Source organism: Azospirillum soli (genome assembly GCF_017876165.1).
Lineage (GTDB): Bacteria > Pseudomonadota > Alphaproteobacteria > Azospirillales > Azospirillaceae > Azospirillum > Azospirillum soli.
Genome location: NZ_JAGINQ010000014.1, coordinates 1 through 24,274 on the forward strand (window position 1 = coordinate 1; position 24,274 = coordinate 24,274).

A 24,274-nucleotide genomic window follows, 5' to 3' on the forward strand; every position below is an offset into this window, starting at 1 on the left:
AGGCCACCCTGGAGCGCCACGTCCGATACTGGGAGAATGCCCGCACCGCCGCCGGCACCCACCTCAACCGGCAGTTCACCACTGACGACGCGCGCGTCAAGATGCGCAGCCTCTACTCTTCATTTCAGCTCTACACCCCACTAGTTCGCCCGCTTCCGTCGCCTCGCCGTCCGCTACGAACGGCGCGCCGACATCTGCACCGCCTTCCACCACATCGCCGCCAGCCTCATCTGCTGGCGCTTCGTCCAGAAATGGTTCTGTTGGGCACTCTTAGTCGGGTATCTCAATTTATGAGTAAACCCATAAGCCGGCTTGCCGCGCGAGGCGCCGGAGGGTTTGAACCGGATGGAAACCCGGCTCGCCGAACGCTCTCGGCGAGCCGGGCCCCGACGCCCCTATCCGAACAGGAACCAGGTTCCAGGGATGCTCCCGTTCAGGGAGGCGTGTTTGATGCCTTGCAGCGTCAGATCGTCCTGGTTGGAGAAGACGATCACCGCGTCGCCCGCGGCATTGGCGCGCAGGTCATAGGACGCTCCGCTGCGCAAGCGGATCCGGTCGCCTTCCGCCGCCGAGAAGTCGATGATTACGTCATGGCCGCTGGCGAGCCCGGCATCGTGATGTTCGCCGAACACGAAGATGTCGGCCCCGGCACCTCCACTCAACGTATCGTTGCCGCTTCCGCCGAACAGCACGTCGTCGCCGAGATCGCCGAACAAGAGATCGTCGTCGCGACCGCCGTGGAGGGTGTCGGCGTCACGCCCACCGTACAAGGTGTCGGCGCCCATGTTGCCGAACAGAAGATCGGCCCCCATGTTGCCGGCCAGCAGGTCGTTGCCATCGCCGCCGAAACCCTGGTCGTTGTGGTCACCGCCCATGACGGTGTCGTCGCCCAGGTCACCCATCAGGCTGTCGTCGCCCAGGTCGCCGAACAGCAGGTCGTTGTCGCGCCCGCCGTACACGGTGTCGGCGTCACGCCCGCCGTACAGGGTGTCGGTGCCCGTGTTGCCGAACAGAAGGTCGGTACCCGTGTTGCCGAACAGGGTGTCGTAGTCCTCGCCGCCCTGGACGGTGTCGTTGCCCTCGTCGCCATACAGCACGTCGTTGCCGGTCTTGGAGCCGACGAAGTCGTCGCCGCCGCCGCCGTGCAGCGTGTCGTCGTCCGCCCCCAGCACGATGTACTGGGCCGCGCCGTCGCCCCAGACGCTCTGCGAGCCCTCGCCGCCGGTCACCCGCGCCGCGCCGATCACCGCCGCGAACTCGACGTTCTGCAGCTGGATTTCGGAGCCGCTGGGCAGGTTGCGCGTGTCGATGACCAGCGCGGTCTGCGGCCCGGCGCCGGCCGGGGTGCCGGTGATGACCAGCGGCGTGCCCGGCGCGGTGGCGCCGGGGGCGGTGGTCGGGACGATGGTCTGGACCAGCAGGGGCGCGTCGGCCGGCAGGCCCTGCAAGAAGCCGGAGCCGCCGCCGGTGAGCTGGGTCTGGTCGGCCGAGCCGGCGGTGGTGCGTGTCTGGATCTCGCGGACCAGGTCGCTGAGCGAGGAGCCGGCCGCCTTGGGGGCGCCGGAGCCGCTCACCGTCAGGCCAAAGCCGGTCGGCACCTGGGCGGTCAGCAGGCTGGCGCCGCCGCCGGTGACCAGCGGGATGTCGGCCACCGTGTTGTTGCCGACCTGCTCGGGGCGCGAGGCGGTGACCACCGGGATCGTGATCGTCTGCGAGATCGTGCCGTCGCTGTTGGTCACCGAACCGGTCTGCACCGGAACGCCATCAACCGTGGTCGGGCTCGGGGGCGCCGGGTCCGGCGTCGACGGAGGCGGGGGAGGCGCCGTTCCGGACATGGTGATCTGGACGGCGAAATCGCTGCCGGCCACTTCGGTCCAGTTGGACACGAAATCCTGCTCCCGCGTGTTGCCGTTTGTGTGAGTGCCCCTGATCTCAATGCCGCCGCTGTAAACATCCGGCGTATCGAAAAACACGTTCCCCAGCGGCGTGTTCTCGACCACGCCGTCGAGGATGATCGCATACTGGGATCCGACCGTCAGGCCGTCATAGTTGACCGAAACGTTGAACCGCTCCGGCCCCATATGGTTGAGGTTCGCCGAGAATGTGTTGCTTTCGAACAGCACCGTGGTCGGGTTGATCTCGCCGCCGACGTTGCTGACGCCGGTGAGAAGGAGGCGATAGCTTGAAGCGATAGGCAGAAGAGGAAGCTGCATCTGGAGCGACGCGCTCTCCAGCCTGGTTCCCGTCGCCGTGAAGGTTTGCCCGACGTAGCCGCTGAACGGCAAAGGTATGTTGACGGAGTTCGACATGATGTCGATGGTCGGGGTGTTGTTGGTCACCGCCGTGGCGTTGAGCGTCGCCGCATCGTTGCCGGCAGAATCCTGGATCACGCTGGTGGGCGGATTGCTGGCCGCGTCATAGGCGACGGTGACGGCTTGACCGGCCGTGACGGCGGTGCCCAAGGTCAGGGTGACGGTTTTGCCGGGGCCGTCGATCGCAACGCCAGCGACCGGCACCGGCGTGTTGCCCGCCATGACCGAAAAGCTGAGGCCGGCCGGCATCGAGGTGGCGTCGAGGGCCTCGTCATAGGTCAGCACCAGCGTCTTGCCGCTGACCGTCGCGCTCTGGAACACGGGGGCAGTCGTATCGGAAGGCCCCAGGGTCAGAACGGTGTCGTTCCCATTGAGGGAGGCGCTCCACGTACCGGACGTCACCCCGGTGAGGTTCAGCGTAGAGCCGTTGTGCGTGAGTGTGCCACCCGCGCTCACGCCGTTGAACGTGTTCACAAGGTCGTCGTTGCGAATGACCACAGAGTCGCCGGCGCTGAAATCGGTGATGGTGACGCCGTTGAAGTACGACCACATATCGGCCACGAAAGCGTCGTCGCCGTCCCCCCCGGTCATCGTATCCGTACCGCCGCCGCAATTCAGGGTATCGGCACCGGCGCCGCCCGACAGCGAATCATTGCCCTGGGCGCCCCAGAGCTGGTCATTGCCGGCACCACCCAAGACGGTATCGTCGCCGTCGCCGCCATTGAGGCTATCGTCGCCGTCGTCGCCCGACAGCGAATCATTGCCATTGGCGCCGATCAGGTTATCGATGCCGGCGCCGCCCGACAGAGTGTCGTTGCCGGTTCCACCCCACACCTCATCGCCGGACGAACCGCCGCTGAACGTCGCCGCACCGCTTTGGCCCCACCAGCTGAAATAGAACGCCTTGTCGGCACCCAGGGGGGTGCTGTCTACAGTGGTGATGCCATACCAGCTCGGATTGGTGGAGAAAGGGAAAGAAATTTCGAATTGATTGCTGTCAACCCGAATGGAAACGGGGTCATTTCCCTGCGCGACAAGCGCAATGTTATAGTTGTTGATACCATCAAGATAATACGCGGTCTGCTTGATGGATGGATTAAACTTATAATTGACCGGATGAGACCAAGAAAATTCACCAGCCACCATTGCCTCCTTCGGATACGGGCCGCGTCAGCCGCCGGCCGGCGAAGCGGCGCGTGCTGGCGGATCAACCGATGCGTACTTGTTGGAAGCATTTACTGATGGGCGTATTTTTTCGTCAAAGAATCAAATGGCACGCATTGTAACTCTTCGCGAATGCGTAGAATACGGCCATGATTTTTCTACCGCTTTATGGATAGGCACATTCAATTGGCATCCGTCACGCCACAGAACTTAACATTGTCGCCATCAGTATTTTATAATACAACCTTTGACTGATTATTTTAACGAAAAAAAACGTTTTTGACATGCGTCGAGGGAAGCGTCCCGACCGTGCGCGAGTCATTGATCCGGTCGTGGTGACGCTGGATGGCCGGGCGAGGCGGAGAGCCACCCACCATCACCGCCATGCCGCCAAACACCCCTCGGCATCGCGAGAAAAGAGGCTTATTCGCTCGTGGGTTTCGCCGGAACAAGACGCAGCGGCGCGGAAAAGCGGTACCCGGACGCGTAGAGCGCCTGCACCGGCAACGCCGCTCCGGCCGTCCGCTCGACCTTGATTTTCAGGCGACGGACCATCGCATCCAGGGCCCGGCTGTCATGGTCGAGGGGAGTGCCATAAACGGCCTGGGACAGGAGGTCACGTTCCACAGGCGCATCCGGACTCTCGGCCAAGCAAACGAGAAAACGCATCTCCAGATTGGAGAGTTGCACGCCGGCACCGCCCGGCGTGTTGAGGCGCCACGCCGTCTGATCGAGCATCCAGGCCGGCACCTCCGCCATCGGTTCCGCGACGGGCGCTTCGCGCGTCAGGCGCCGGTCGAGCGCGCGGACGTGGGCGGCCAATTCGCGCAGGCTCACGGGCTTCGAGAGGTAGATGTCCGCGCCAGCGTCCAACGCGGTGAGCCGGTCGTCCTCCAGCTGGCGGGCGGTCAGCATGATGATGCCCAAGTTGGAGGATTGCCGCAGGCGGGCGGCGATGTCGAAGCCGCTCTCGTCGGGCAGGTTCACGTCCAGCACGACGATATCGACGCCTTCCATCGGCAGCGCGTCAAACTCCGCCCCACACCCCGCCTGGCACACGTCATGCCCTGCGGAGCGCAAGTACAACGCGATGTCCTCGCGAAGCGCCGTTTCATCTTCAACGATGACGATTCGCGCCATATCCTCCACCCGCCGCGATCATCGAGAATAACCGGCAATATATGAGCCATTGCACCGATTTAGTCAAAGCGATATCACGAGCATATTAGGCAATCGTGAAGTTTGTTGTTCTCGTCACTTGACCGGCACGGGCGTTTGACTTCTCTTCCGTCGTGGCGCCCGGCACCGGAGGATGGATCGCGTGAGGTTTTTTGTTCTCGTTGGGGTTGTGGCCGCCATGCTGGTGCTTTTCCATCCCGCGGCGGCCCTCGCGCAGACCGAGGCGTCCCCCGACGGCATCGCGCCCGGCCCCGCTGACGTCGTGCCGCTCGCGCCCATTATCGACGTGCTGTTCGATCCCGGCGGCACCCTGACCCTCGACGCCGTCGCGGCGGAACGGGGCGGCGGCGGCGCGTTCCATCGGTTGTCGGCCGGGCCCGCATCGTTCGGGCAGAGCACGGGCGCCCTCTGGGGCCGGGTGCGGCTGGACCTGACCGACGCCAAGACCGCCGACCGCTGGCTGCTCGCCATCGACACGCTGCTGATTGCCCGCGCCGACATTTATCTGGTGGCCGACGATGGCCGGGTGCTGGCGCACGCGGCGCGGGGGCTGACGATGGAAGCGGTGCCGGCGGGCGCGATCCAGCACACGGTCGGGCTGACGCCCTACGTCGGCCAGCCGGTCACGCTGTACCTGCGCGTCCAATCGCGCTTTGCCCTGGTGATGGCGCCGGTCCTGCGCACCACGCTTGCCCAACTGCGGCATGAAGCCGAAATGACGCGCCTCCACGCGCCCCTGGCGGGGTCGATCGCCAGCATGGCGCTGCTGTTCGGGGCGCATTGGCTGCTCCTGCGCAGCCGGCTTTACGCCTACGCCTTCGGTGCGGCGCTCGGAATTCTGATCACCGGCTTCTTCGGGTCCGGCCTCAACCGGGTCTACGGCGTCAGCTGGGGAAACAACGTCGATTGGTGGCTCCTGGAAGGGGGCGGCATTCTCGGCCTGCACTGCCTGCCCTTGTTCATCGCCGCCTATCTGGATCTGTCCAGCCACCGCCCGGCCATGCACCGCACGCTGTGCCGTGGCGTCATGGTCATGACGGCGATCAACGTCGGCCTGATGCTGTTCCTGCCGCACCGGCTTCTCACCGGGCTGACCGCCAGCTTCTTCGCCGTCTCGGCGGTTTCGCTCTGGCTGATGCTCATCCAGCCCGGAATTGGAAAGCGCGACCGCCGGTCCCTGCTGCTGGCCATGGGTCCGTTCCTGGTGCTGAACTGCTTCCACCTCGTGGCGTTCAACCGCTGGGCGCCGGACCTGCTGCCGTGGCGCGGGTGGGTGAAGGAGCTGTTCTCGATCGGTCTGGCCACCCTGCTGATGGGCTTCGCCCTGGCGATGGCCGACCAGTTCCGCTTCCGTTTGAGCAAGCTGGTGGCGCAGCGGACGCGGCAGTTGATCCAGGCGAACGCCCAAACCGAGGAGGCCCTGATCGCCGAGCAGGCGGCCCGGCAACACCTGCGCCAGTTCATCCGGATGGCCGCGCACGAGTTCAAGACCCCGCTGGCCGTGATCGACACCGCCGCGCAGGTTCTCCCCCTGCTGGTCGGCGCGATGACCGACGACGCCCGGCGCCGGCTCGACAACATACGGGCGAACGTCCGGCGGCTGCTGAGCCTGATCGATGCCTGCTTCGCCGAGGACCGGCTCGACGAAAAGGGGCTGGTGCTGAAAACGGAACCCATCGATCCGCTGGCGATGGTCGAGGATGTGGCGCACCACCAGCGGCTGCTTCATTCCCGCGCGATCCGGGTCCATGCGGACGCGTCCCTCCCGCCCATCGAGGGCGATCCGGAACTGTTGCGGATGACGTTCAACGCGCTTCTCGACAACGCCGCCAAATACTCGCCCGCGAAAAGCGCCATCGACGTGGAGATCGCCGGCTTGAACGGCGGTGTGAAGGACGGCGCGACTGGCGGCTTGCGGGTCCGCATCCTCGACCGTGGCCGAGGCATACCGGAAAGCGATCGCGCGGAGCTGTTTTCGCGCTACTACCGCGCTTCAAACGTGTCGTCGGTGCCGGGGACCGGCCTCGGGCTCTATCTGGCCCGTTCCATCATCGCCCGCCACGCGGGCACCCTGTCCTTCGCCGACCGCGAAGGCGGCGGCACGGTCTTCACCGTGAGCCTTCCCGGAACCGCGCCGCCGGGCAAGAACCCCTGACCATGATGCCGTCTGGTGCGGCGCCGAAGCGCCGCACCACGACGGTTTCATCAGCGCCGCTGGCCGGCGGTGAAGACGAAGTTGTCGAAGGAATTCTCGCCGACGCGGAACCACAGGTTCTCCTCGTCGCGGAACTTCTTCCACGGCTCGTACATCTTGGCGAACTTGGCGTTGGTCTTGGCCGTCTCGTCGTACAGTTCGTTGGCGGCCTTGTAGCAGGCCTCCATGACGTCGCGCGGGAACGGCTTCAACTGGGCGCCGCCGGCGACCAGACGCTTCAGCGCCGCCGGGTTTTCGGCGTCGTACTTGGCGTTCATGATGACCGTGGCCTCGAAGCAGGCCGCTTCCAGCACCGCCTGATACGGCTTCGGCAGCTGCTCCCACTGCTGCTGGTTGACGAGCAGCGAGACGTTCAGGCCGCCCTCCCACCAGCCGGGATAGTAGTAGTACTTGGCGACCTTGTTGAAGCCGAGCTTCTCGTCGTCGTACGGGCCAATCCATTCGGCGGCGTCGATGGTGCCCTTTTCCAGCGACGGGTAGATGTCGCCGCCGGCAATCTGCTGCGGCACGACGCCGAGCTTGCTGAGCACCTGGCCGGCGAAGCCGCCGATGCGGAACTTCAGGCCCTTCAGGTCATCGACCGTCTTGATCTCCTTGCGGAACCAGCCGCCCATCTGGACACCGGTGTTGCCCGCCGGGAAGTTGAGAACGTTGTAGTCCTTGAAGAACTCGCGCAGCAGGGCCATGCCGCCGCCCTGATGAATCCAGGCGTTCTGCTGGCGCGCGTTCAGGCCGAAGGGCACCGTCGAGTCGAAGGTGAAGGTCGGGTCCTTGCCGACGTAATAGTAGCTGGCCGTGTGGCCGCATTCGACCGTGCCGTCCTTGACGGCGTCCAGCACCTGAAGGCCGGGCACGATCTCGCCCGCCGCGAAGGGACGGATCTGAAACTTGTTGTCGGTCGCGGCGGCAACGCGCCGGGAGATCACGTCGGCCGCACCGTAGATGGTGTCGAGGCTCTTCGGAAAGCTGGAGGCCAAGCGCCAGCGGATTTCCGGCTGAGTCTGGGCGATGGCGGGGGCGGCAAGCGTGCTGGCAGCGACGCCGACACCGGCCCCAACGCCAACTGAGGTCAAAAACGAGCGCCGTTTCATGAAGCGTCCCTCTCCATAATTGTTCTGAGACGAACGTATCAGCGCCGTTGTGGAGGTGACAAACCGTTAGCCCTGCAATAATCGTATGGCACGCCCGACAAAAACGCCGGGCAACAGTAACGATCATTCCGCCACCCTGCCGCGCATGGCGACCCCGGCGGCCTCCTGCCCAACCAGAACCTCCTCGGGCACCTCGGCTTCCTCCTCGGTTTCGTGCTCCAGGTGGCTGCGCATCCGCGCCTCGTCCAAGGCGCCTTCCCACTTCGCCACGACGACGGTGGCCACACCGTTGCCGACGAGGTTGGTCAGGGCGCGTGCCTCCGACATGAAGCGGTCCACGCCCAGGATCAGCGCGATGCTCGCCACCGGGATGGTGCCGACCGAGGCCAGCGTGGCGGCCAGCACGATGAAGCCGCTGCCGGTCACCCCCGCCGCCCCCTTGGAGGTCAGCAGCAGGACGGCGATGATCCCCAGTTCCTGCCCGAGGGTCAGCGGCGTGTTGGTGGCCTGCGCCAGGAAGACGGCGGCCATGGTCAGGTAAATGCAGGTGCCGTCCAGGTTGAAGGAATAGCCGGTCGGGATGACCAGCCCGACCACCGACTTGTCGCAGCCGAGATTCTCCATCTTGGCGATCATGCGCGGCAGCACCGATTCGGACGAGGAGGTGCCGAGAACGATCAGCAACTCTTCCTTGATGTACTTGATGAATCGGAAAATGCTGAAGCCGGTCATCCAGGCGATGCCCCCCAGCACCACGAAGACGAAGATCAGGCAGGTGGCGTAGAAGCCGGCCATCAGCTTGCCCAGCGACAGCAGCGTCCCCAGCCCGTATTTGCCGATGGTGAAGGCCATTGCGCCGAAGGCACCAATGGGGGCCGCGCGCATGATGATCCCGACCACCTTGAACAGAGCGTGGGAGGTTAGGTCGATGATGTGCAGCAGCGGTCGTCCGCGCTCGCCCAGGAAATGCAGGCCGAAGGCGAACAGGACGGCGAACAGAAGGACTTGCAGGATATCGCCCTCGGCGAAGGCGCCGACCACGGTGTTCGGGATGATGTGCAGGAGATAGTCGGCCACGCCGCCCTGCGCGGCCGCCTGGGCCGTGTAGGACTGGATCGCCTTGGTGTCGAGCGTGGCGGGATCGACGTTCATGCCGACGCCGGGCTTCCACAGATTCACGATGACGAGGCCGATGACGAGCGCGACGGTGGTCAGCACCTCGAAATAGATCAGGGCCTTGATGCCGACGCGGCCGACCTTCTTCATGTCCTCCATGCTGGCGATGCCGTGCACCACCGTGCAGAAGATGATGGGGGCGATCATCATCTTGATCAGCTTCACGAAGCCGTCGCCCAGCGGCTTCATGCTCTCGGCCAGCTTCGGGGAAAAGTAGCCGAGCAGGATGCCGAGCGCGATCGCGCACAGGACCTGAAAATAAAGGTGCTTGTATAAGGGTTTGTGGGGATGCTGCGGAACGGACGCCGCCGTCGGGACCTGCTCCTGCATGACGCGCCTCCCTCGCTGCGCCGGCTTTCGGGCTTTGCTTTCGGACTTTGCAAACTCCAACCGATCCAGAGCAGGCTTGCGCGCTTCTCTAATCCTTTATTGTCGGGTCATAGCGTTATTCGGCGGTGTGGCGCCGTTAACTTTATGATCATCCACCGGATGCTAAAGTCGAGGACAGGATCAGCGAAGGAGAAGCGCCATGAGGGTCCTGAACAGCCGGGCGGTCACCGCCATGCAGCGCGCGCAGGCGTTGACGGCCGACGACGTGAAGCATTTCCAGTCCGTCGTTTATTGGAAGTTCGTGACGGGAGCGCTGTTCCTCAGCGCGTGCAGCCTGCTGCCGGGCCTACTCCAGCGGTAGCCCCTCGCCCGGCGTCTGCGGCGCCGCAACAACGCCTTGCGGTTTTTCCGGACAGGCCGGACACTGCCGATGGTGTCGTGCGGGCTTCAGGCAACGGAGGATGTAGGGTGGCTGGTTACGACAACGCGAACGGCCCCGCGGGGCTGGTCATCAACCTGATCGACACCGCCGCGAAGGCGCTGGACGACCTGTCCGATGCAGCCGGCGAGATCGCGCCGGACGTCGGCGACCTGACCGCCACGCTGGTCGAGGCGCAGCGGATCGCCGACAAGGCCGCGCTGGACCTGCGGCGCCTGTCCAAGAAGGTCGCGGGTCAGAAGGTCGCCACTGCGGAATAGCGGCGCCCAAGGCAAAACGCCGGTCCGGCTTCGCCACGACTTCACAGCCCTCAGAGGTTGTTCTAGTCTTCTCCGCAGCACGGACCGGCGGACGCCGTCGCCGCCCTTTCTCCAGGCGAGCGAAAAGGCCGGCCGAACCGCAAGATTCGGAAGGCAGCAATGACGAAGAAGACCGTTCCCGCTCCACACGTTGCAACGCCTGCCGGAGTGGGAAACGTGCCTCCCCCGACAAAGTTCGGAACGCCCACAGCCCAGTTGAAACCCGCCACACCGGCCCGACCGACCGTGCCCGCGCCGCCGACCCGATACGGCACCCCGGCTGTCCAGCCGAAGGCCGCTCCCATTGCGCGGCCTGGAGCAACCCCGCCACCGACGCGGTACGGTTCACCGGTGGCTCAACCGAAGGCGATAAGGCCCCAGCACGTTAGCCCCCGCCCCGGCGTTCCCGGCACCCCGATGGACCGCTCGTCCGTGATCCAGCCCATGATCACCGATGCGCAGAACGACCTGTTCAGCCTGAAAAAGACTCTTTCTGAAGAAGTTGCAAAAAATTCATCCCTGTCCAATGAAAGAAAGAAGGAGCTCCAGATCGAGCTGGGCACCATAGCGAATAAAATCGCCGAAGGAATTGATGTGACAAACGACTTCATAACCATAAGGCAAGAGATCAGGCCGTGGGAGAGGCCACTGCCCGAGGGAGCAAAAAGAATAAATGGTAAAGTTTGTTATTACATCAGCACTGTCGAGAAAAAAGATCTTTATGGATGCCTGAATGAAAACACATTCAGCGGGGACGACGAAAAACGTCAATTCTACATAGACATAATGAAGAAGGGCCTCGTTGAATCAAAATCAACGGGGAAGCCGGGGGTCAAGAAGGAGGGAAATTATTATGTCATCAAAGCAACAATTTCGCAAAGTCAAGCCAGCAACGGTGCCATAGACAACACCGAGAGCCCGAAAGGAAGCATAACGAGCGTAGGCAACGACCTTTTGATCGAGTTTTTCGCCGCAACAGACAGGCACGCTGGAAATAAAAAACAGGCAAGCAAAATGTACAAGAAGAACTTCAAAGAATAGAATACCCCCGCGCCGTCCGCGGCCGCAAGCCATCCGCTCAGGTGACTTTTGCCACCCGCCGGTGCCGCGCCAGATACAGCGGCGTCCGCGACTTCGGCACCTTGAGCACGAAGTTGTAGCGGGCGACGTGGTAGCTGGGGTCGAAGCCGTAGAAGTTCAGGCGCATGCGCTCCAACTCCTCGGCCCGGTAGGAGTCCAGCGGCTTTGCCGCTTCGTCGGCAGCGCGGCGCTGGCGCTTTTCCTCCAAAAGAAGCGCCAGCGCCGGGTCGGCGGCCAACGCGCGGGCGCGGTCCCGCACCCCGGCGCGGAAGTCGGCGACGCGCCGGCCGAACGCCTCGTCCACGAGGCCGAGACGGTGCGCCTGCGCCGTGCCCATGGGCAGGCGGGCCTCGGTCACGGCGCGGGCGTGCTCCTCCCCGGCGCGACGGGGCAGAACGTAGGTCCAGTATTCGGAGCCGTAGAGGTTCCCCATCCCCTTGTAGTGCGGGTTCAGCACGACACCGCTGCGCGCCCACACCCGGTCGGCGGCCAGCGCCAGGAAGACGCCACCGGCCCCGGCGTTGCCGGACAGGGCGGCGACGGTCAGCTTATCGCCGGTGGTCAGGATGGCGCGGGCCAGATCGTCGATGGCGTTGATGGTTCGCCAGGATTCGTCGGCGGGGCTGTGCGCCGCCTCGATGACGTTCAAGTGTATGCCGTTGCTCCAGAAATCCTCGCCGCCGGCCAGGACGATGACGCGCACGTCGCGGCGGCAAGCGGCATGATAGGCGGCGAGCAGCCGTTCGCACTGACGGGCGCTCATGGCGCCGTTGTAGAAAGGGAAGTGCAGCCAGCCCACCCCGTCCTCCTCCTCGTACCACAGGTCGCGGTAGCCGGGGGCTTCGGGCAGCGCGGCGGCGGCCTCGCCCAGGACCTGGGTGGCGGGGAGTTTCAGGGACGTTTCGGCGTCGCGAGCCTTCAGGTGGCCGATCCAGACGGCGCCGTCCACGGTGGCCCGGCATACGGCGCCCTCGCAACGGGCGATAAGGGCGCCGGGAGCGCCGCGCAGAGTCGCTTCCGGGTGGGCGTCGAACAGGTTCACGTCCAGGCCGCCGATGCGGTCGCGCACGCCCGGCACACCGTCGCCGCTGCGGATCTTGCGCAGGACGGTGGCAGTCTCGTCGGCAGACCAGTCGATGGCGCGGTCGGCCTGGGTCATGGGCGGGCGCGGGCGTCCGAAGGCGGCCGGGTCGGCGGGGTCGAAGGGCGTGGGTTTGCCGCCGGCCTTCAGCCGTTCCAGAGCGTCGAGGACGGCTTCGACGGCCGCCTCGGTCACCTCATGACGGTAGAGGCTGGCCTTGGCCGCGTCGCGCGTCTCGAAGGGGACCGAGCGCCAGACGTCGCCCGCGTCCATCTCCGCGTTGGCGTGGAGCAAGGTGACGCCCCAGCGTTTCGCACCCTCCAGCACCACCCAGTCGAGCGCCGACGGCCCGCGGTCGCCGAGCGGGCCGGGGTGGACGACGAGGCAGGGCACGCGGCGCCAGACATCCTCGGGGATCGCGCGCTTCAGGAAGGGGGCGAGCACGAGGTCCGGGCCGAACAGCCCGACCGCCTCGCGCGTCACCGAATCGTTGATGTCGAATTCGAGGGAGAGGGTGTGCCCGCGCTCAGCCAGTTCGACGTAGAGGCGCTGGGCGAGGCTGTTGAAGGCGTGGCAGAGGATCAGGATGCGCATCAGGCGGCCCCAACTGTCGTCTGGTGGTCGCGGAAGCGCCCGTAGGTGTAGTGCGCGGCGCAGCCGCCCTCCGCCGACACCATGCAGGAGCCCATGGGGTTTTCCGGCGTGCAGACGGTGGCGAACAGCTTGCAGTCGCTGGGCTTCTTGACGCCGCGTAGGATCGCTCCGCACTCGCACCCCTTGTGGTCGGGGACGGAGCGGCCGGGGACGGCAAAGCGGCGTTCGGCGTCGAACTCCGCGTAGGCATCCTTGATGCGCAGGCCGCTGTAGGGCACGACGCCGAGGCCCCGCCATTCGAAGGAGCGGCGCATCTCGAACACGTCGGCGACCAGCATTTGGGCCTTGCGATTGCCCTCGCGGGTCACGGCGCGGGTGAACTGGTTCTCCACCTCCGCCCGGCCCTCGTTGATCTGGCGGACCAGCATCAGGATGGCCTGGAGCACGTCCAGCGGCTCAAACCCCGCGACGACGACGGGCTTCTGGTACTCCTCGGCGAAGTATTCGTAGGGACGGCTGCCGATGACCACGGAGACATGCGCGGGGCCGACGAAGCCGTCGAGCGGCACCGTGCCCAGTTCCCGCACCTCCGGGCTTTCCAGGATGTTGGCGATGGCCGACGGGGTCAGGACGTGGTTGCAGAAGATCGTAAAATTCTTGAGATTCTTGGCCTGCGCGGCGCGGATGGCGAGCGCGGTCGGCGGAGTCGTCGTCTCGAAGCCGATGGCGAAGAAGACCACCTCCCGGCCGGGGTTTTCCTCGGCGATGCGCAGGGCGTCCATGGTGGACAGGACCATGCGCACGTCGGCGCCCTGCGCCTTGGCCTTCAACAGGCTGAGGCGGCCGGAGCCGGGGACGCGCAGCACGTCGCCGTAGGTGCAGAGGATCACGCCCGGCTGGCGGGCGATGGAGATCGCGTCGTCGATGCGCCCGACCGGGAGCACGCAGACCGGGCAGCCCGGCCCGTGGATCATGCGCACGTTGGCCGGCAGCAGATCGGGGATGCCGTAGCGCGAGATGGCGTGGGTGTGCCCGCCGCAGAATTCCATCAGGTGGTAGGAACGGCTGGTTGCCGCCTCCCGCGCTATGGCGGCGGCTAGTCCGCGGGCAAGCTCCGCGTCCCGGAATTCATCGACGTATTTCATGGGGCCTGCCCGTCAGCCTTCCTGTCGCGGCATTTGGCTGCAACAGCATGGGCCGGGCGTTGATGCGGATCAAGAAAAGCCGCTGCGATAGGCCCCCACCCAACCCTCCCCCACCGGCCGGCGGGGGAGGGCTTTGATAGCTCAGCGCGAGGAGCCGATCAGGGGCAGGGTCCATTCCGGGCCGCGCCCGGTATCCTCGATGCCGATGGCGGCGGAGCCCGGCGTGCCCAGGGCAACGTTCACCGGACGGCCGTTGTTGTGGTTCTTCCACATCTGGTACAGCGCCAGAGCCGCGTACATCTTGGCCTCACGGCTGGTGTTGTAGAGCCATTCCTGGGTCGGGATGACGCGCAGGCCGCCGTTGCTGGTCTGCTCAACCCGTTCGGCGAAGCGGTAGCCGAGTTGGTTGTTGATGTTGCCCAGAAGGCCGTCGAAGCCCGAGGAGATGCGCCCGAACCCGGCGTCCGACACACCGGCCGAGCCGCCGCTGAGCGTGCTGGGGGTGCGCCGCTTGACGAGTTCGGAGAAGACCCAGCCTTCCTCGCCGGTACGGAGCGACCGCACGCCGATCCAGTTGCCTTCCTGCTTCAGCTCGATCACCTCGTCGCCGCGCGTGACGGTGGAGCGGATCGAGGCGTCGTCCGACGGGGCGGCGCGCAGGTTGACCTTCTCGCCCGTCACCGTGTGGATGTCGCCCGGCGAAGCCGCCGCCGGCAGCGCGAACGCCGCCGCCATGCCCAGCACGCCCAAACCGGCCAGAGTGGCCTTCACTGTCCGTGTCATAGCTTGCCCTCCCGCAAAACGCGCGCACGGCGCGATCTTTCCCCTTCAACAGGCGAAGGCGGGCGGATGATCCCTTCGTACTTATTCGAAAGACACACGCAGCGGGCTTTCCCCCGCCGGCCAGACGCCCCGGTCGGCGGCCTTGGCGCCCTCGAACACCAGCCAGCTCTGGCGGCCGTAGTGGGGCAGCGGGCGCAGCAGGGCCTGCAGCGAAGCTGCGTCGTCGGCAGCCACCGCGAGCACGGCGCGCCTTTGCGGCGTGCGGAAGGCCCAGACGCGGGCGGAACCGCGCTTGGCGAGGCTTTCGGGGGTGGGGGGAAGGCGGAAGACGCCGAGCAGGCGCTCCACCCCCTCCGTCGTGCCGATCAGGGCGAGCGGACCGGCCGAGCCAACGCGGTCGGGGGCGACGATGCGGGCCTTGCCGTCGGCCAGCCGCCCGGCCAGCGCGCGCGCGGGCTCCGCCGCATCGCCATCGGCGGCGATCACGAAGTTGGCGGCGTGGTCGAGCGTTACGTCGCGCAGCGTCGGCGGCGCCTCGCCGGGGGCCAGACGGCGGAACAGGTCGAAGGCGGGGTCCACCGTGACGGACTTCGGCGCGGCGGCGGTCCTGACGGTGGCCGTGGCCTCCCGCCCGTCGAGGCGGACGCTATGCCGTTCGGGGCCGGCGGCGGTTTCGACCACCAGCGGGACGGTCAGCGCGTAGGTCGGGGAGCCCTGGCGCAGGGAGACGGTGACGGCGTTGCCGTCAGCGTGCGCCTCGGTCAGGTGCAGCGCGGGCGCCCCCGGCCGGTCCAGCCATTGCGCGAAGACGGGGGCGAGATCGCGGCCGGACGCTGCCTCCATGGCGCGGCGCAGGTCGGTCCAGGAGGCGTCGCGGAATTTGTTGCCGTCCCAGAAGCGGCGGATACCGTCGCGGAAGGCACCCTCCCCGACCTCCGCGCGCAGCATGTGGAACAGCATCGCCGCCTTGCCGTAGCCGACGATCTGCGAGGCGTCGTGCGTCTTGGCGCGGAAGGCGGACAGCACGGAGTCGCGCTCGGCCGGCAAGGCTGCGTAATCGCGCAGCCAGTCCAACCGCATGGCGCGCGCCGCCTCGGGCCCGCGCGCCTCGGCGGCGGCGTAGTCGGCCATGAAGGTGGTCAGCCCCTCCGCCCAGTTGCCGCCCTCGCCCACCCGCACGCCGTTGCCCCACCAGTTGTGCAGGATCTCGTGGGGGAGCGACTGCGCGCGGATGAAGGGCAGCGGCAGCACTTGGCGGCCGATGTAGGTCAGCCCCGGAAAGCCGAGCCCCACGGGCAGCGGCGCCGAGACGATGGCGAAACCGGCGAAGGGATAGGGGCCGATGCGTTCGGACTGCCCGTCGATGGTGCGGGCGGTCAGGTCCAGATAGTCGTCGGCGAGCGCGGCCTGTTCGGGATGAAGGTAGGCGCGCAGGCGAAGAGTTCCGTGCATGCGCTCCGTCACCTCCCACGCCCCGGCGAAGAGGGAGGGTTCCTCGACGCTGCGGTCCTCGGCGAAGGTGGCTCGGTAACCATCGCCCTCGCGGGCCTCGCTGACGAGACGGCCGGTGGCGACCGCCGTGAACGGGGCCGGGACGCGGACGGACAGGGTCCAGGTCGGCGGCTCGTCACCGTTCGAGGGCAGCCAGCCGGTGCCGCCGGGCAGGTAGGCGCCCTCCTCCCCCGCCATGGGATGGCCGCGCGCGTCCTTGTCGAAGGGCGGCAGGGTGCCGGCGTAGCGCAACAGGACGGTGTCGGCCCCCTCCGGCACGGTCAGGCGCAGGCTGTCGCCCCGGCGGTCCACGGCCAGGGGACGGCCGGCGGCGCTCGCCTCGCTGACGGTCAGCCCTTGGGCAAGGCGCAGCGTGTGCGCCCCCGGCGGCAGCCGCAGACGGTCCACCGCCTCCAGCCGCCTCGCGGCCGGGTCGAGCGTGACGTCGAGGTCGTGATGGAGGCCGGCGGCGAGGGCTGGACCGGCGGCAAGGACGAAGGCCAGGACGGCGATGAGGCGGGGCAGCATGCCCTTCCATATGGGGCGCCGGCCAGACGGCGCCAGCGCCGCCTTACCCGACCGCCGCCATCACGGCGGCGTACAGGCGGAACAGCTGCTCGTCGCGGATGCCCAGTTCCTCCAGATGCGCGACGGTGTTGGCGAGGTATTCGACGTTCGGGCCGCGCTCGCCGCAGCAGCCGGCGATGCGCCGCGCCATGGTGGCCTCGTCCAGGCAGCCGCAATACTGGCCGTGGCGGCGGTCCACCACGAAGGTGCAGGCGGTCACCGTCCGGTCACCATCGCGCACGCCGCCATCGCGCAGGCGCACGGGCAGCAGCTTCGGCCGGTAGACGCGGTTGATCATCTCCCGCTCCCACAGGTAATCCAGGGTCGCGGGCACATGGTCGGGCGCCACCCGGAAGACGATACCCCGGCAGGAGCCGCCCCGGTCGAGGCCAAGCACCAGACCCGGCCGTTCCGGCGTGCCGCGATAGCGGTGGGAGGAAACGCAGAAGCGCCGATGATAGCCGTTGATGAGCGCCGAACGGCTTTCCAGAAACGGAAAACCGGGGTTCCACATCAGCGAACCGTAGGCGAAGACCCACAGCTCGGCGCCGGGCGTGACGGTGATGTCGCCAGACCAAACAGAGGCGGACCAGGATGTGTTTGCCGGTGCGCGCGTTGGCGCGGCGACCGGACGTTCGGCGACAAGCGATTGCGTATCGAGCAGCATGTCCCGCCGCATGTCCCAAAGAAACGCAGTTGGCGCGAACCGGCGCCGACAAGGTCGAATGAGGGGGGTCAAACAACGGGTTCAAAACTAGCACGGTCCCCCGACCGCCCGCTATAATGTGGGGGTCATAAAACGGAAATGCCACAGATGCGCGTTCGCAAGCTTCTCGGTCTCGCCGCCCTGGTCCCGGTCGTCGCGGCCGCCGCCTATTCGGTCTGGTGGTGGCAAGCCGCCTCGGCCGTGGAGCGCGGCGTGCTCGCCTGGATGGAGGAGCGGCGGGCCGAGGGCGCGCTGGTCGAGCACCGGGGGCTGACCATGTCGGGCTTCCCCATGACGTTGCGCGCGACGCTGGAGGCCCCGCACCTCGCCACGCGCGGGGTGGAGTGGCGCGGCGCGCGGCTGGTCGCCCAGGCGCCGCCCTGGAACCACACGCGCATCGCGCTGACCCTGCCCGGCGAGCAGCGCCTGTCCGTAGTGCAGGCCGGCCAGCCGCCGCTGGACCTGCTGGCCAAAGGCGGCGGCCAAGGCAACGTGTCGCTGACGCTGGCTGGCCAGCCGACCGAACTGTGGCTGGGCTTCAGCGACCTGATCGCGCAGCCGGACATCCAGCCGGTGCCCGTCGCGGCCCTGGACATCACCGCCACCCAGCCGGCCGAGCCGCCGGCCGCCCACACCGACACCGGCCTGTCCGTCTCGGTGGTCGCCGCCGGGGTCGATCTGCCGGAGGACGCGCCCGGCTCGCTCGGCCGCAAGGTGGAGCGGGCGCTGGTCTCCGCCCGCATCCTGGGCCGGCCGCCCCGGCCGGAGCCGGCCAGCCTATCGGCCTGGAGCCGCGAGGGCGGCACGGTGCAGTTGGACAACCTGTCGCTCGATTGGGGACCGCTGAAGCTGGCGATGAACGGCACACTGGCGCTGGACGGGGCGCTTCAGCCGCAGGCCGCCCTGACCGCCGAGGTGCGCGGCGCCCAGGCCGTGCTGGACGCCGTGCAGGACCAGCTTCGGCCCAAAGAGGTGGCGCTGGCCCGCACCGTGCTGACCATGCTCGCCCGCCCGGCCGAACCCGGCGGGGAACCGGTCATCACCGCCCCGGTGACCGTGCAGAACCGCGCGCTGTTTCTGGGACCGCTGAAGGTCGCCGCCCTGCCGCCGGTCGTGTGGTAGTTCAGTTCGCGCCGCAGAAGCAGTTGTAGGGGTCCAACTCCATGGCCGCGACCCGCCGGGGGGCCGGCGCCATCAATGGATCGGGGGACAGATCAGGCGCCGGATCGGGCGGCGGAATGACGACGGCGGCGGGATCGGGCGGTGCGAAGGCCAACGTGATCGCCTCCCACCGCACCGGCGCGGTGCTCAGCATCTGGCCCAGCAGGGCAGCGGCCAGCAGCGGAATCAGCGCCTGTTCGAAGCGGTCCATGCCCCTCTCCCTCACACCGGATCCGTTGTAGCGCAACGTGCGCACGGAAACCGACCGGACATATGGCATAGTGCCGGCGCACGATCCTTTTCCCTGTCCCGAAGAGCCCCCGCCCATGGCCGACACCGCTTCGCTTCTCAACCAGGGTTTGGCCGCGCATCAGGCGGGGGATCTGCAAAGCGCGCTGGCGCTCTACCGCCAAGCCCTGGCCGCCGACCAGCGCTGCGCCGACGCCATCCACCTGATCGGCGTGATCGCCTACCAGACCGGCGACCCGTTCACCGCCATCGACGTGATCGGCCGGGCCATCGCGCTGGACGACCGCAACCCGGCCGCGCACAGCAATCTGGGCGAGGCGCTGCGGGCTACCGGCGCACTCGACCGGGCCGCCACCAGCTACGCCCGCGCGGTGGAACTCGACCCCAACTTCGTGGACGCCTATCAAAATCTGGGTGTGGTCCTGATCGCCCAGGGGAAGCCGGCCGAGGCGGCAGACGCCTTCAACCGCGCGCTGGCGCGCAACCAAGGCCTGGCCCCCGCCTGGTACGGGCTGGGCCTCGCGCTGGAGGCGCAGGACCGTACCCCGGAGGCCCTGGACGCCTTCGCCCGCTGCCTGGAGCACGATCCCAACCACGCAGAGGCCAAGCAGCGGCTCGCCGGCACAACCGTCGCCCCCACCGCACAGCCCGCGCCCTCCCCCAAACCCTCGCCCGCCGGCCGGATGCCGGCCTACCTGGACGTCGCCCTGCGCGACCTCCGCGCGCTGTGCCGAGAGAGCGGCGGCATCGAGCGGCTGGAGCGCATCGGCGCCCTATGCGACACGCTGCTCCAGGGCGGCAAGGCCGTCTCCCCGGCGGTGCTGGACGCCCTGACGGCGGACCGGCTGACCGAGGACTTCATCCTTGAGAACTCGATCCTCTTCCACCTCAGCGGCGACCTTTATTATTACGAGCGCCTGCTGCACCTGCTGATGAACGGCGGCGACCGGCTGCCGCTCGACGTGGCGCACTACACCTACTGGTGCATCACCCGGCAGATGTTCCTCGGCCGCGCCCTGCCGACCCGCGCGGCGGCCTTCAACGCCCACGACCTGCCGCGCTTCTACCGCTGGATCGTCGGCGAGGTGCGCCGCCGCCTCGGCGTCCGGCTGAGGCCCTTCAAGGCCCAACGCCCAGCCCCGCAGCGCGTCGTCATTGTCACCAACCAGTTCCTGATGCCGATGCACCAACCCTCGCGCGACGCCTTCGACTACGCGCGGCTGCTTCAGGAAGCCTTCGGCTGCGCGGTGCTGCTGGTCAACGGCAACCTGATGCCCAGCGTGCCCTTCAACGCCTTCGTGCCGCCCTTCGCGGCGGCGGTGTCGGACACGCTGGTCGGGCACACGCCGATCACCCAGGACGGCCACACGGTACCGGTCTGGTCGTCGGTGGAGCGCAGCCTGTCGGAGGACAAGATCCGTGGCCTCGTCGAGACCATCGAGGGGTTCGACCCCGATCTGGTGGTGTCCTTCGGCGGTTCGGTGATCGCCGCCGACCTGTTCGCCGGGGTGCGGCCGACCATCTGCCTGCCGACCACCAGCGGCCTGACCGTCTCGCTGGCCGACATCGTGCTGGGCTACGATGATGGCGACCCCACCGCCGGCCTGCCGGAGGAATACCGCGCCCCTTACGCCGCCCAGTTCCGCCCCTTCCGCTTCGGCTTCTCCGCCCCGGCGCAGAACGCCGCCGCCAGCCGCGCCGCCTTCGGCCTGCCGGACGACGGTTTCCTGTTCGTGGTGGTCGGCGGGCGCCTGGACCAGGAGGTGGACCAGAGCTTCGTGGACCGGCTCGACGCGCTGCTCGACCTCTGCCCGCGCGCGGTGGTGGCCTTTGCCGGCCCGGTGCGGACGCTGCCCAGCCGGCTCGCCACCGCGCGGCACGCCGGACGGCTGCGCCCGCTGGGCTTCGTGGCCGAAATCCGGTCGCTCTACCGGCTGGCCGGCGCCTACCTGAACCCGCCGCGGCAGGGCGGCGGGGGAAGCGCCGCCTACGCGCTGGCCGATGGGGTGCCGGTCGTCACGCTGAACCAGGGCGACGTGGCCGCCGTGGTCGGGACCGAGCGGGCCGTGGACGGTTGGGACGCCTTCATCGAACGGGCCAAGCGCCTGTGTCATGACGGTGACTTCCGCAACGAGGAGTCCGAGGCGGCGCGGCGTCGCTACGCCACCATCGACACCCGCCACCAGTCGGTGGACCGCCTGCTCGCCTACGGGCGGGAGCTGCTGGACTGGCATCGCGGCTGACGGGGACGCGGACTGGGGCAAGGACCGGAACCGGATCTTTCTGCCCCTCCCCGATCACGGGGCACTAGGCGAAACTTTCCCAGTGCCCCCGGCAAAAAGCGGCCCGACAGCCCCGCACCTCCAAAAAATCCTTATAAATCAACGATCTTATCCGAGCGCTCGGGTTGGCATCCTCCTTGCTAGATAGGGCGCAAGAACAGTTTGCCCTTCTCCGTGGAGATCCCTGGCCATGAGCATTTTCGGATCGATGACAACCGCCGTCCTCGGCCTGAACGCCCAGTCGAAGGCGCTTGGTCACATCTCGGACAACATCGCGAACGCGTCCACGATCGGCTACAAGCGGGTCAACACGGCGTTCGAGACCCTGGTCCTGCAGTCCAACCAACGGCTGCACTCGCCGGGCGGCGTCACCGCGCAGCCCGTCTTCATGAACACGATCCAGGGCAACCTCACGCAGGTGCAGAGCCCGACGAACATCGCGATCCAGGGGCAAGGGTTCTTCAGCGTCACCAAGCTGGGCGTCCAGCAGGGCACCGCGCAGGTTCAGACCCAGACGGGCACACTGTCCGCGTCCAGCAGCTACTACACCCGCACCGGCGACTTCGAACTGGACAAGAGCCGCTATCTGGTCAACAGCGCGGGCTACGCGCTGAACGGCTGGCTGGTCGATCCGCTGACCGGACAGCTGAAGAAGGACCAGGTGGCGCCGATCCAGGTCAACGCCCTGATCGACAAGCCCGTCTCCACCTCCCAGGTGGACCTGTCGGCCAACCTGCCGGCGACCCCGGTCAAGGGCGAGACGGTCCCGGATTCGAGCATCCAGATCTTCGACACGCAGGGCAACTCGCGCACTGTCAACTTCAAGTGGCGCCAGCAAGGCTCCAACGACTGGCGCCTGATCCTGGACGCGCCCGGCTCCAACGTGAAGCCCGTGGACGGCAGCTTCGCCGGCTACCCGGCGACCATCACCTTCGGCCAGAACATCGCCGGCGTCACGCCGGTGGCCCAGGTCAACGCGGTGGTCATCGGCGGCATGGGCGCGGCGTCGAACAACGGCCAGGACAACCTGCGCATCGGCGAAACCTACAAGGTGGTCGTGGACGGCACGACCTACAGCCTGAAGGTGACGAAGGACAACATCGCGTCGCTGAACACCTATTCGGGCCTGGCTGGCGCGCTGGCGAACCAGATCAACTCGGCCTCGCCGTCGGCGCCGGTCATGGCGACGGTGACGGGCAGCGTCATCCACCTGCAGGCCCGCAACCCCGGCACGCCCTTCAAGGTGAGCCAGAGCGTCGAGGGCACCACGCCAACCTGGAACACGATCCTGGGTCCGACACTCGCCGACACGTCGGGCGCCGGCATCACCGCCGCGACCCCCACCGCCGGCCAGATGAGCAAGTACACCTTCCCGCAGTCGCAGATCGACATCGGCGACGTCTACCGGATCCGCGTCAACAACGGCACGGGTCCGGTAGACGTCGCCGTGACGGTCACCGCCCAGACCTACGCCACCTACGAAAACATCACCGGTGTGGTGCAGGAACTGGCCAACCGCCTCAACGCGCAGGGCCTCGGCGTGACCGCGACGGCGCAGGGTGGCGTGCTCAGCATCCAGGACAACACGGCGGGCAGCACCTTCACGTCGTCGGCGGGCGTGTCGAACTCCTCCACAGCGTCGAACTCGATGACCGGCGTCTTCTCCACCGGCAACGTGGCCGGCGTGCGCCAGCGCCGCACGGTCACGCTGACCGGCACGCCGGGCGACGTCGGCACGATGTACTCGCTCAGCATCAACGGCACGCCGGTGACCTACAGCACCACCGGCGACGAGATGAGCATGGAGGACATCTCCGCCGCGCTCGCGAACAAGATCAACTCCAACACCTCGCTGCCGGTCACCGCGACGGCGCAGGGCGGCGTGATCACGATCATCTCCAAGACACCGGAAAGCCCGGCCTACCCCAACACCTTCACCGGCACCGGGTCGCTGACGCTGGGCGGCTCCACCGTGGACGTGGGCGACACCTACAGCGTGAAGACGACGCACGGCAACTTCTCGCTGAAACTGACCGCCAGCAACATCAGCAACTACCGGACCCCGGCCGACGTGCTGAACTACTTCGCCGCCCAGATCAACGCGAACGGCGGCACCGCGACCGTCACCGGCAGCACGCTCAACGTCACCAGCGACGCGGCGGCGACGGCGTCGGTGTCCGACGCTCCCGCCCCGCAGTTCACGCTGACGCAGACCTGCGTGGCCGGCCAGACCCCGGCGCACATCGGCCTGACCTTCGGCACGACGCCGGAATCGGTGGGCACGCTGACCGGCATCTCGACCGCGCTGGTCGGTACCGGCACGGCGGTGTCCGCCGCCACCCAGTCGGCCGGCACCGACGCCACGATCACCTTCACGGTGGATTACGGCTTCGGTCCGCAGGTGATCAAGCTGAACATGGGCCAGTTCCAGCGCCCCGGCGGCCTGACGCAGTATGCGGGCGAACAGATGAACGTCACGCAGCTGATCCAGAACGGCGCGCCGCGCGGCCAGTTCAAGGACGTGGTGTTCGGCGACGGCGGCAACGTGGTGGTCAACTACGACAACGGCCGCAGCAAGGTCATCGCGAAGGTTCCGATCGTCACCTTCAACAACGCCAACGCGCTGCGCCGCGAGGCCGGCGGCGTCTTCCTGGAAAGCGAGGACGCGGGCAAGCCGAACTTCAACGATCCCGAGACCAACGGTGCCGGCGCGGTCATCTCGAACAGCGTGGAAGGCTCCAACGTCGATATCGCCGACGAGTTCACCAAGCTGATCGTGACCCAGCGGACCTACTCTGCGAACACGAAGATCGTCACGACCTCCGACGAGATGCTTCAGGAAGTCCTCGGCCTGAAGCGCTAAGCGCCCGCTCCTGACAGGATGGCCGCGTGAGGCGCGGCCATCCCACCTCCCCCGCAGACGAAAGGTC

Annotated in this window: 17 protein-coding genes; 7 read left to right on the top strand and 10 right to left on the bottom strand. The window is 67.2% G+C overall.

What is annotated here, in order from left to right; translation table 11 throughout:
- Positions 1-395: 395 nt before the first annotated feature.
- Together J2852_RS20370 and J2852_RS20375 are read right to left on the bottom strand one after the other, a co-directional pair.
- Positions 396-3,458, bottom strand: coding sequence for a SwmB domain-containing protein (locus tag J2852_RS20370; protein WP_209878955.1), 3,063 nt, complete (start codon positions 3,456-3,458; stop codon positions 396-398).
- Between the two features lie 441 nt (positions 3,459-3,899).
- A complete protein-coding gene (locus tag J2852_RS20375; protein WP_209878957.1) occupies positions 3,900-4,616 on the bottom strand; it encodes a response regulator transcription factor in 717 nt (238 codons plus the stop codon).
- A 217-nt stretch (positions 4,617-4,833) separates the two neighbouring features.
- Here J2852_RS20375 and J2852_RS20380 point away from each other — a divergent pair, with 217 nt between their 5' ends.
- The gene (locus J2852_RS20380; protein WP_209878959.1) at positions 4,834-6,810 is read left to right on the top strand and encodes a sensor histidine kinase; all 1,977 of its coding nucleotides are present in this window, start codon (positions 4,834-4,836) and stop codon (positions 6,808-6,810) included.
- A gap of 50 nt (positions 6,811-6,860) precedes the next feature.
- On the opposite strand, the gene J2852_RS20385 is transcribed toward J2852_RS20380, so the two are convergent.
- Both J2852_RS20385 and J2852_RS20390 read right to left on the bottom strand, forming a co-directional pair.
- On the bottom strand, positions 6,861-7,961 hold the full coding sequence (locus J2852_RS20385) for a TRAP transporter substrate-binding protein (protein WP_209878961.1): 1,101 nt from the start codon (positions 7,959-7,961) through the stop codon (positions 6,861-6,863).
- A gap of 123 nt (positions 7,962-8,084) precedes the next feature.
- Positions 8,085-9,467, bottom strand: a complete 1,383-nt coding sequence (locus J2852_RS20390) for a dicarboxylate/amino acid:cation symporter (RefSeq protein ID WP_209878963.1) — start codon at positions 9,465-9,467, stop codon at positions 8,085-8,087.
- A gap of 199 nt (positions 9,468-9,666) precedes the next feature.
- On the opposite strand from J2852_RS20390, the gene J2852_RS20395 reads away from it, so the two are divergent.
- The 3 genes from J2852_RS20395 (at position 9,667) to J2852_RS20405 (ending at position 11,246) form a co-directional block, all read left to right on the top strand.
- Positions 9,667-9,828 carry a hypothetical protein gene (locus J2852_RS20395; RefSeq protein ID WP_209878965.1) on the top strand — a complete coding sequence of 54 codons (162 nt, stop codon included), beginning with the start codon at positions 9,667-9,669 and terminating at the stop codon, positions 9,826-9,828.
- Between the two features lie 107 nt (positions 9,829-9,935).
- Complete coding sequence (locus tag J2852_RS20400) at positions 9,936-10,166, top strand: hypothetical protein (protein ID WP_209878967.1); 231 nt, start codon at positions 9,936-9,938, stop codon at positions 10,164-10,166.
- Positions 10,167-10,325: 159 nt separating this feature from the next.
- Positions 10,326-11,246 (top strand): hypothetical protein, encoded by a 921-nt coding sequence (locus tag J2852_RS20405; RefSeq protein ID WP_209878969.1) that lies wholly within the window; start codon positions 10,326-10,328, stop codon positions 11,244-11,246.
- Between the two features lie 37 nt (positions 11,247-11,283).
- On the opposite strand, the gene J2852_RS20410 is transcribed toward J2852_RS20405, so the two are convergent.
- The 5 genes from J2852_RS20410 to J2852_RS20430 all read right to left on the bottom strand — a co-directional run bounded on the left by J2852_RS20410 (position 11,284) and on the right by J2852_RS20430 (position 17,613).
- The gene (locus J2852_RS20410) at positions 11,284-12,960 is read right to left on the bottom strand and encodes a hydrogenase maturation protein (protein WP_209878971.1); all 1,677 of its coding nucleotides are present in this window, start codon (positions 12,958-12,960) and stop codon (positions 11,284-11,286) included.
- The gene (gene hypD / locus J2852_RS20415; RefSeq protein ID WP_209878973.1) at positions 12,960-14,105 is read right to left on the bottom strand and encodes a hydrogenase formation protein HypD; all 1,146 of its coding nucleotides are present in this window, start codon (positions 14,103-14,105) and stop codon (positions 12,960-12,962) included. Before hypD ends, J2852_RS20410 begins: the two co-directional genes overlap by 1 nt.
- A gap of 141 nt (positions 14,106-14,246) precedes the next feature.
- On the bottom strand, positions 14,247-14,888 hold the full coding sequence (locus J2852_RS20420; protein WP_209878976.1) for an SH3 domain-containing protein: 642 nt from the start codon (positions 14,886-14,888) through the stop codon (positions 14,247-14,249).
- An 81-nt stretch (positions 14,889-14,969) separates the two neighbouring features.
- Positions 14,970-16,907, bottom strand: a complete 1,938-nt coding sequence (locus J2852_RS20425) for a M1 family metallopeptidase (RefSeq protein WP_209878978.1) — start codon at positions 16,905-16,907, stop codon at positions 14,970-14,972.
- A gap of 43 nt (positions 16,908-16,950) precedes the next feature.
- Complete coding sequence (locus tag J2852_RS20430) at positions 16,951-17,613, bottom strand: gamma-glutamylcyclotransferase (protein WP_209878980.1); 663 nt, start codon at positions 17,611-17,613, stop codon at positions 16,951-16,953.
- 147 nt (positions 17,614-17,760) lie between these two features.
- On the opposite strand from J2852_RS20430, the gene J2852_RS20435 reads away from it, so the two are divergent.
- Positions 17,761-18,774, top strand: coding sequence for a DUF2125 domain-containing protein (locus J2852_RS20435; protein WP_209878982.1), 1,014 nt, complete (start codon positions 17,761-17,763; stop codon positions 18,772-18,774).
- 1 nt (position 18,775) lies between these two features.
- Here J2852_RS20435 and J2852_RS20440 read toward each other — a convergent pair whose 3' ends face one another.
- The gene (locus tag J2852_RS20440; protein WP_209878984.1) at positions 18,776-19,024 is read right to left on the bottom strand and encodes a hypothetical protein; all 249 of its coding nucleotides are present in this window, start codon (positions 19,022-19,024) and stop codon (positions 18,776-18,778) included.
- A 115-nt stretch (positions 19,025-19,139) separates the two neighbouring features.
- Between J2852_RS20440 and J2852_RS20445 the strand changes: the two genes are divergently transcribed.
- Positions 19,140-21,305: a tetratricopeptide repeat protein gene (locus tag J2852_RS20445; protein ID WP_209878986.1), complete on the top strand. Its 2,166-nt coding sequence runs from the start codon at positions 19,140-19,142 to the stop codon at positions 21,303-21,305.
- Positions 21,306-21,534: 229 nt separating this feature from the next.
- Entirely contained in the window at positions 21,535-24,207 is a 2,673-nt protein-coding gene (locus tag J2852_RS20450) for a flagellar hook-basal body complex protein (RefSeq protein ID WP_209878988.1), read from the top strand.
- Positions 24,208-24,274: the final 67 nt, after the last annotated feature.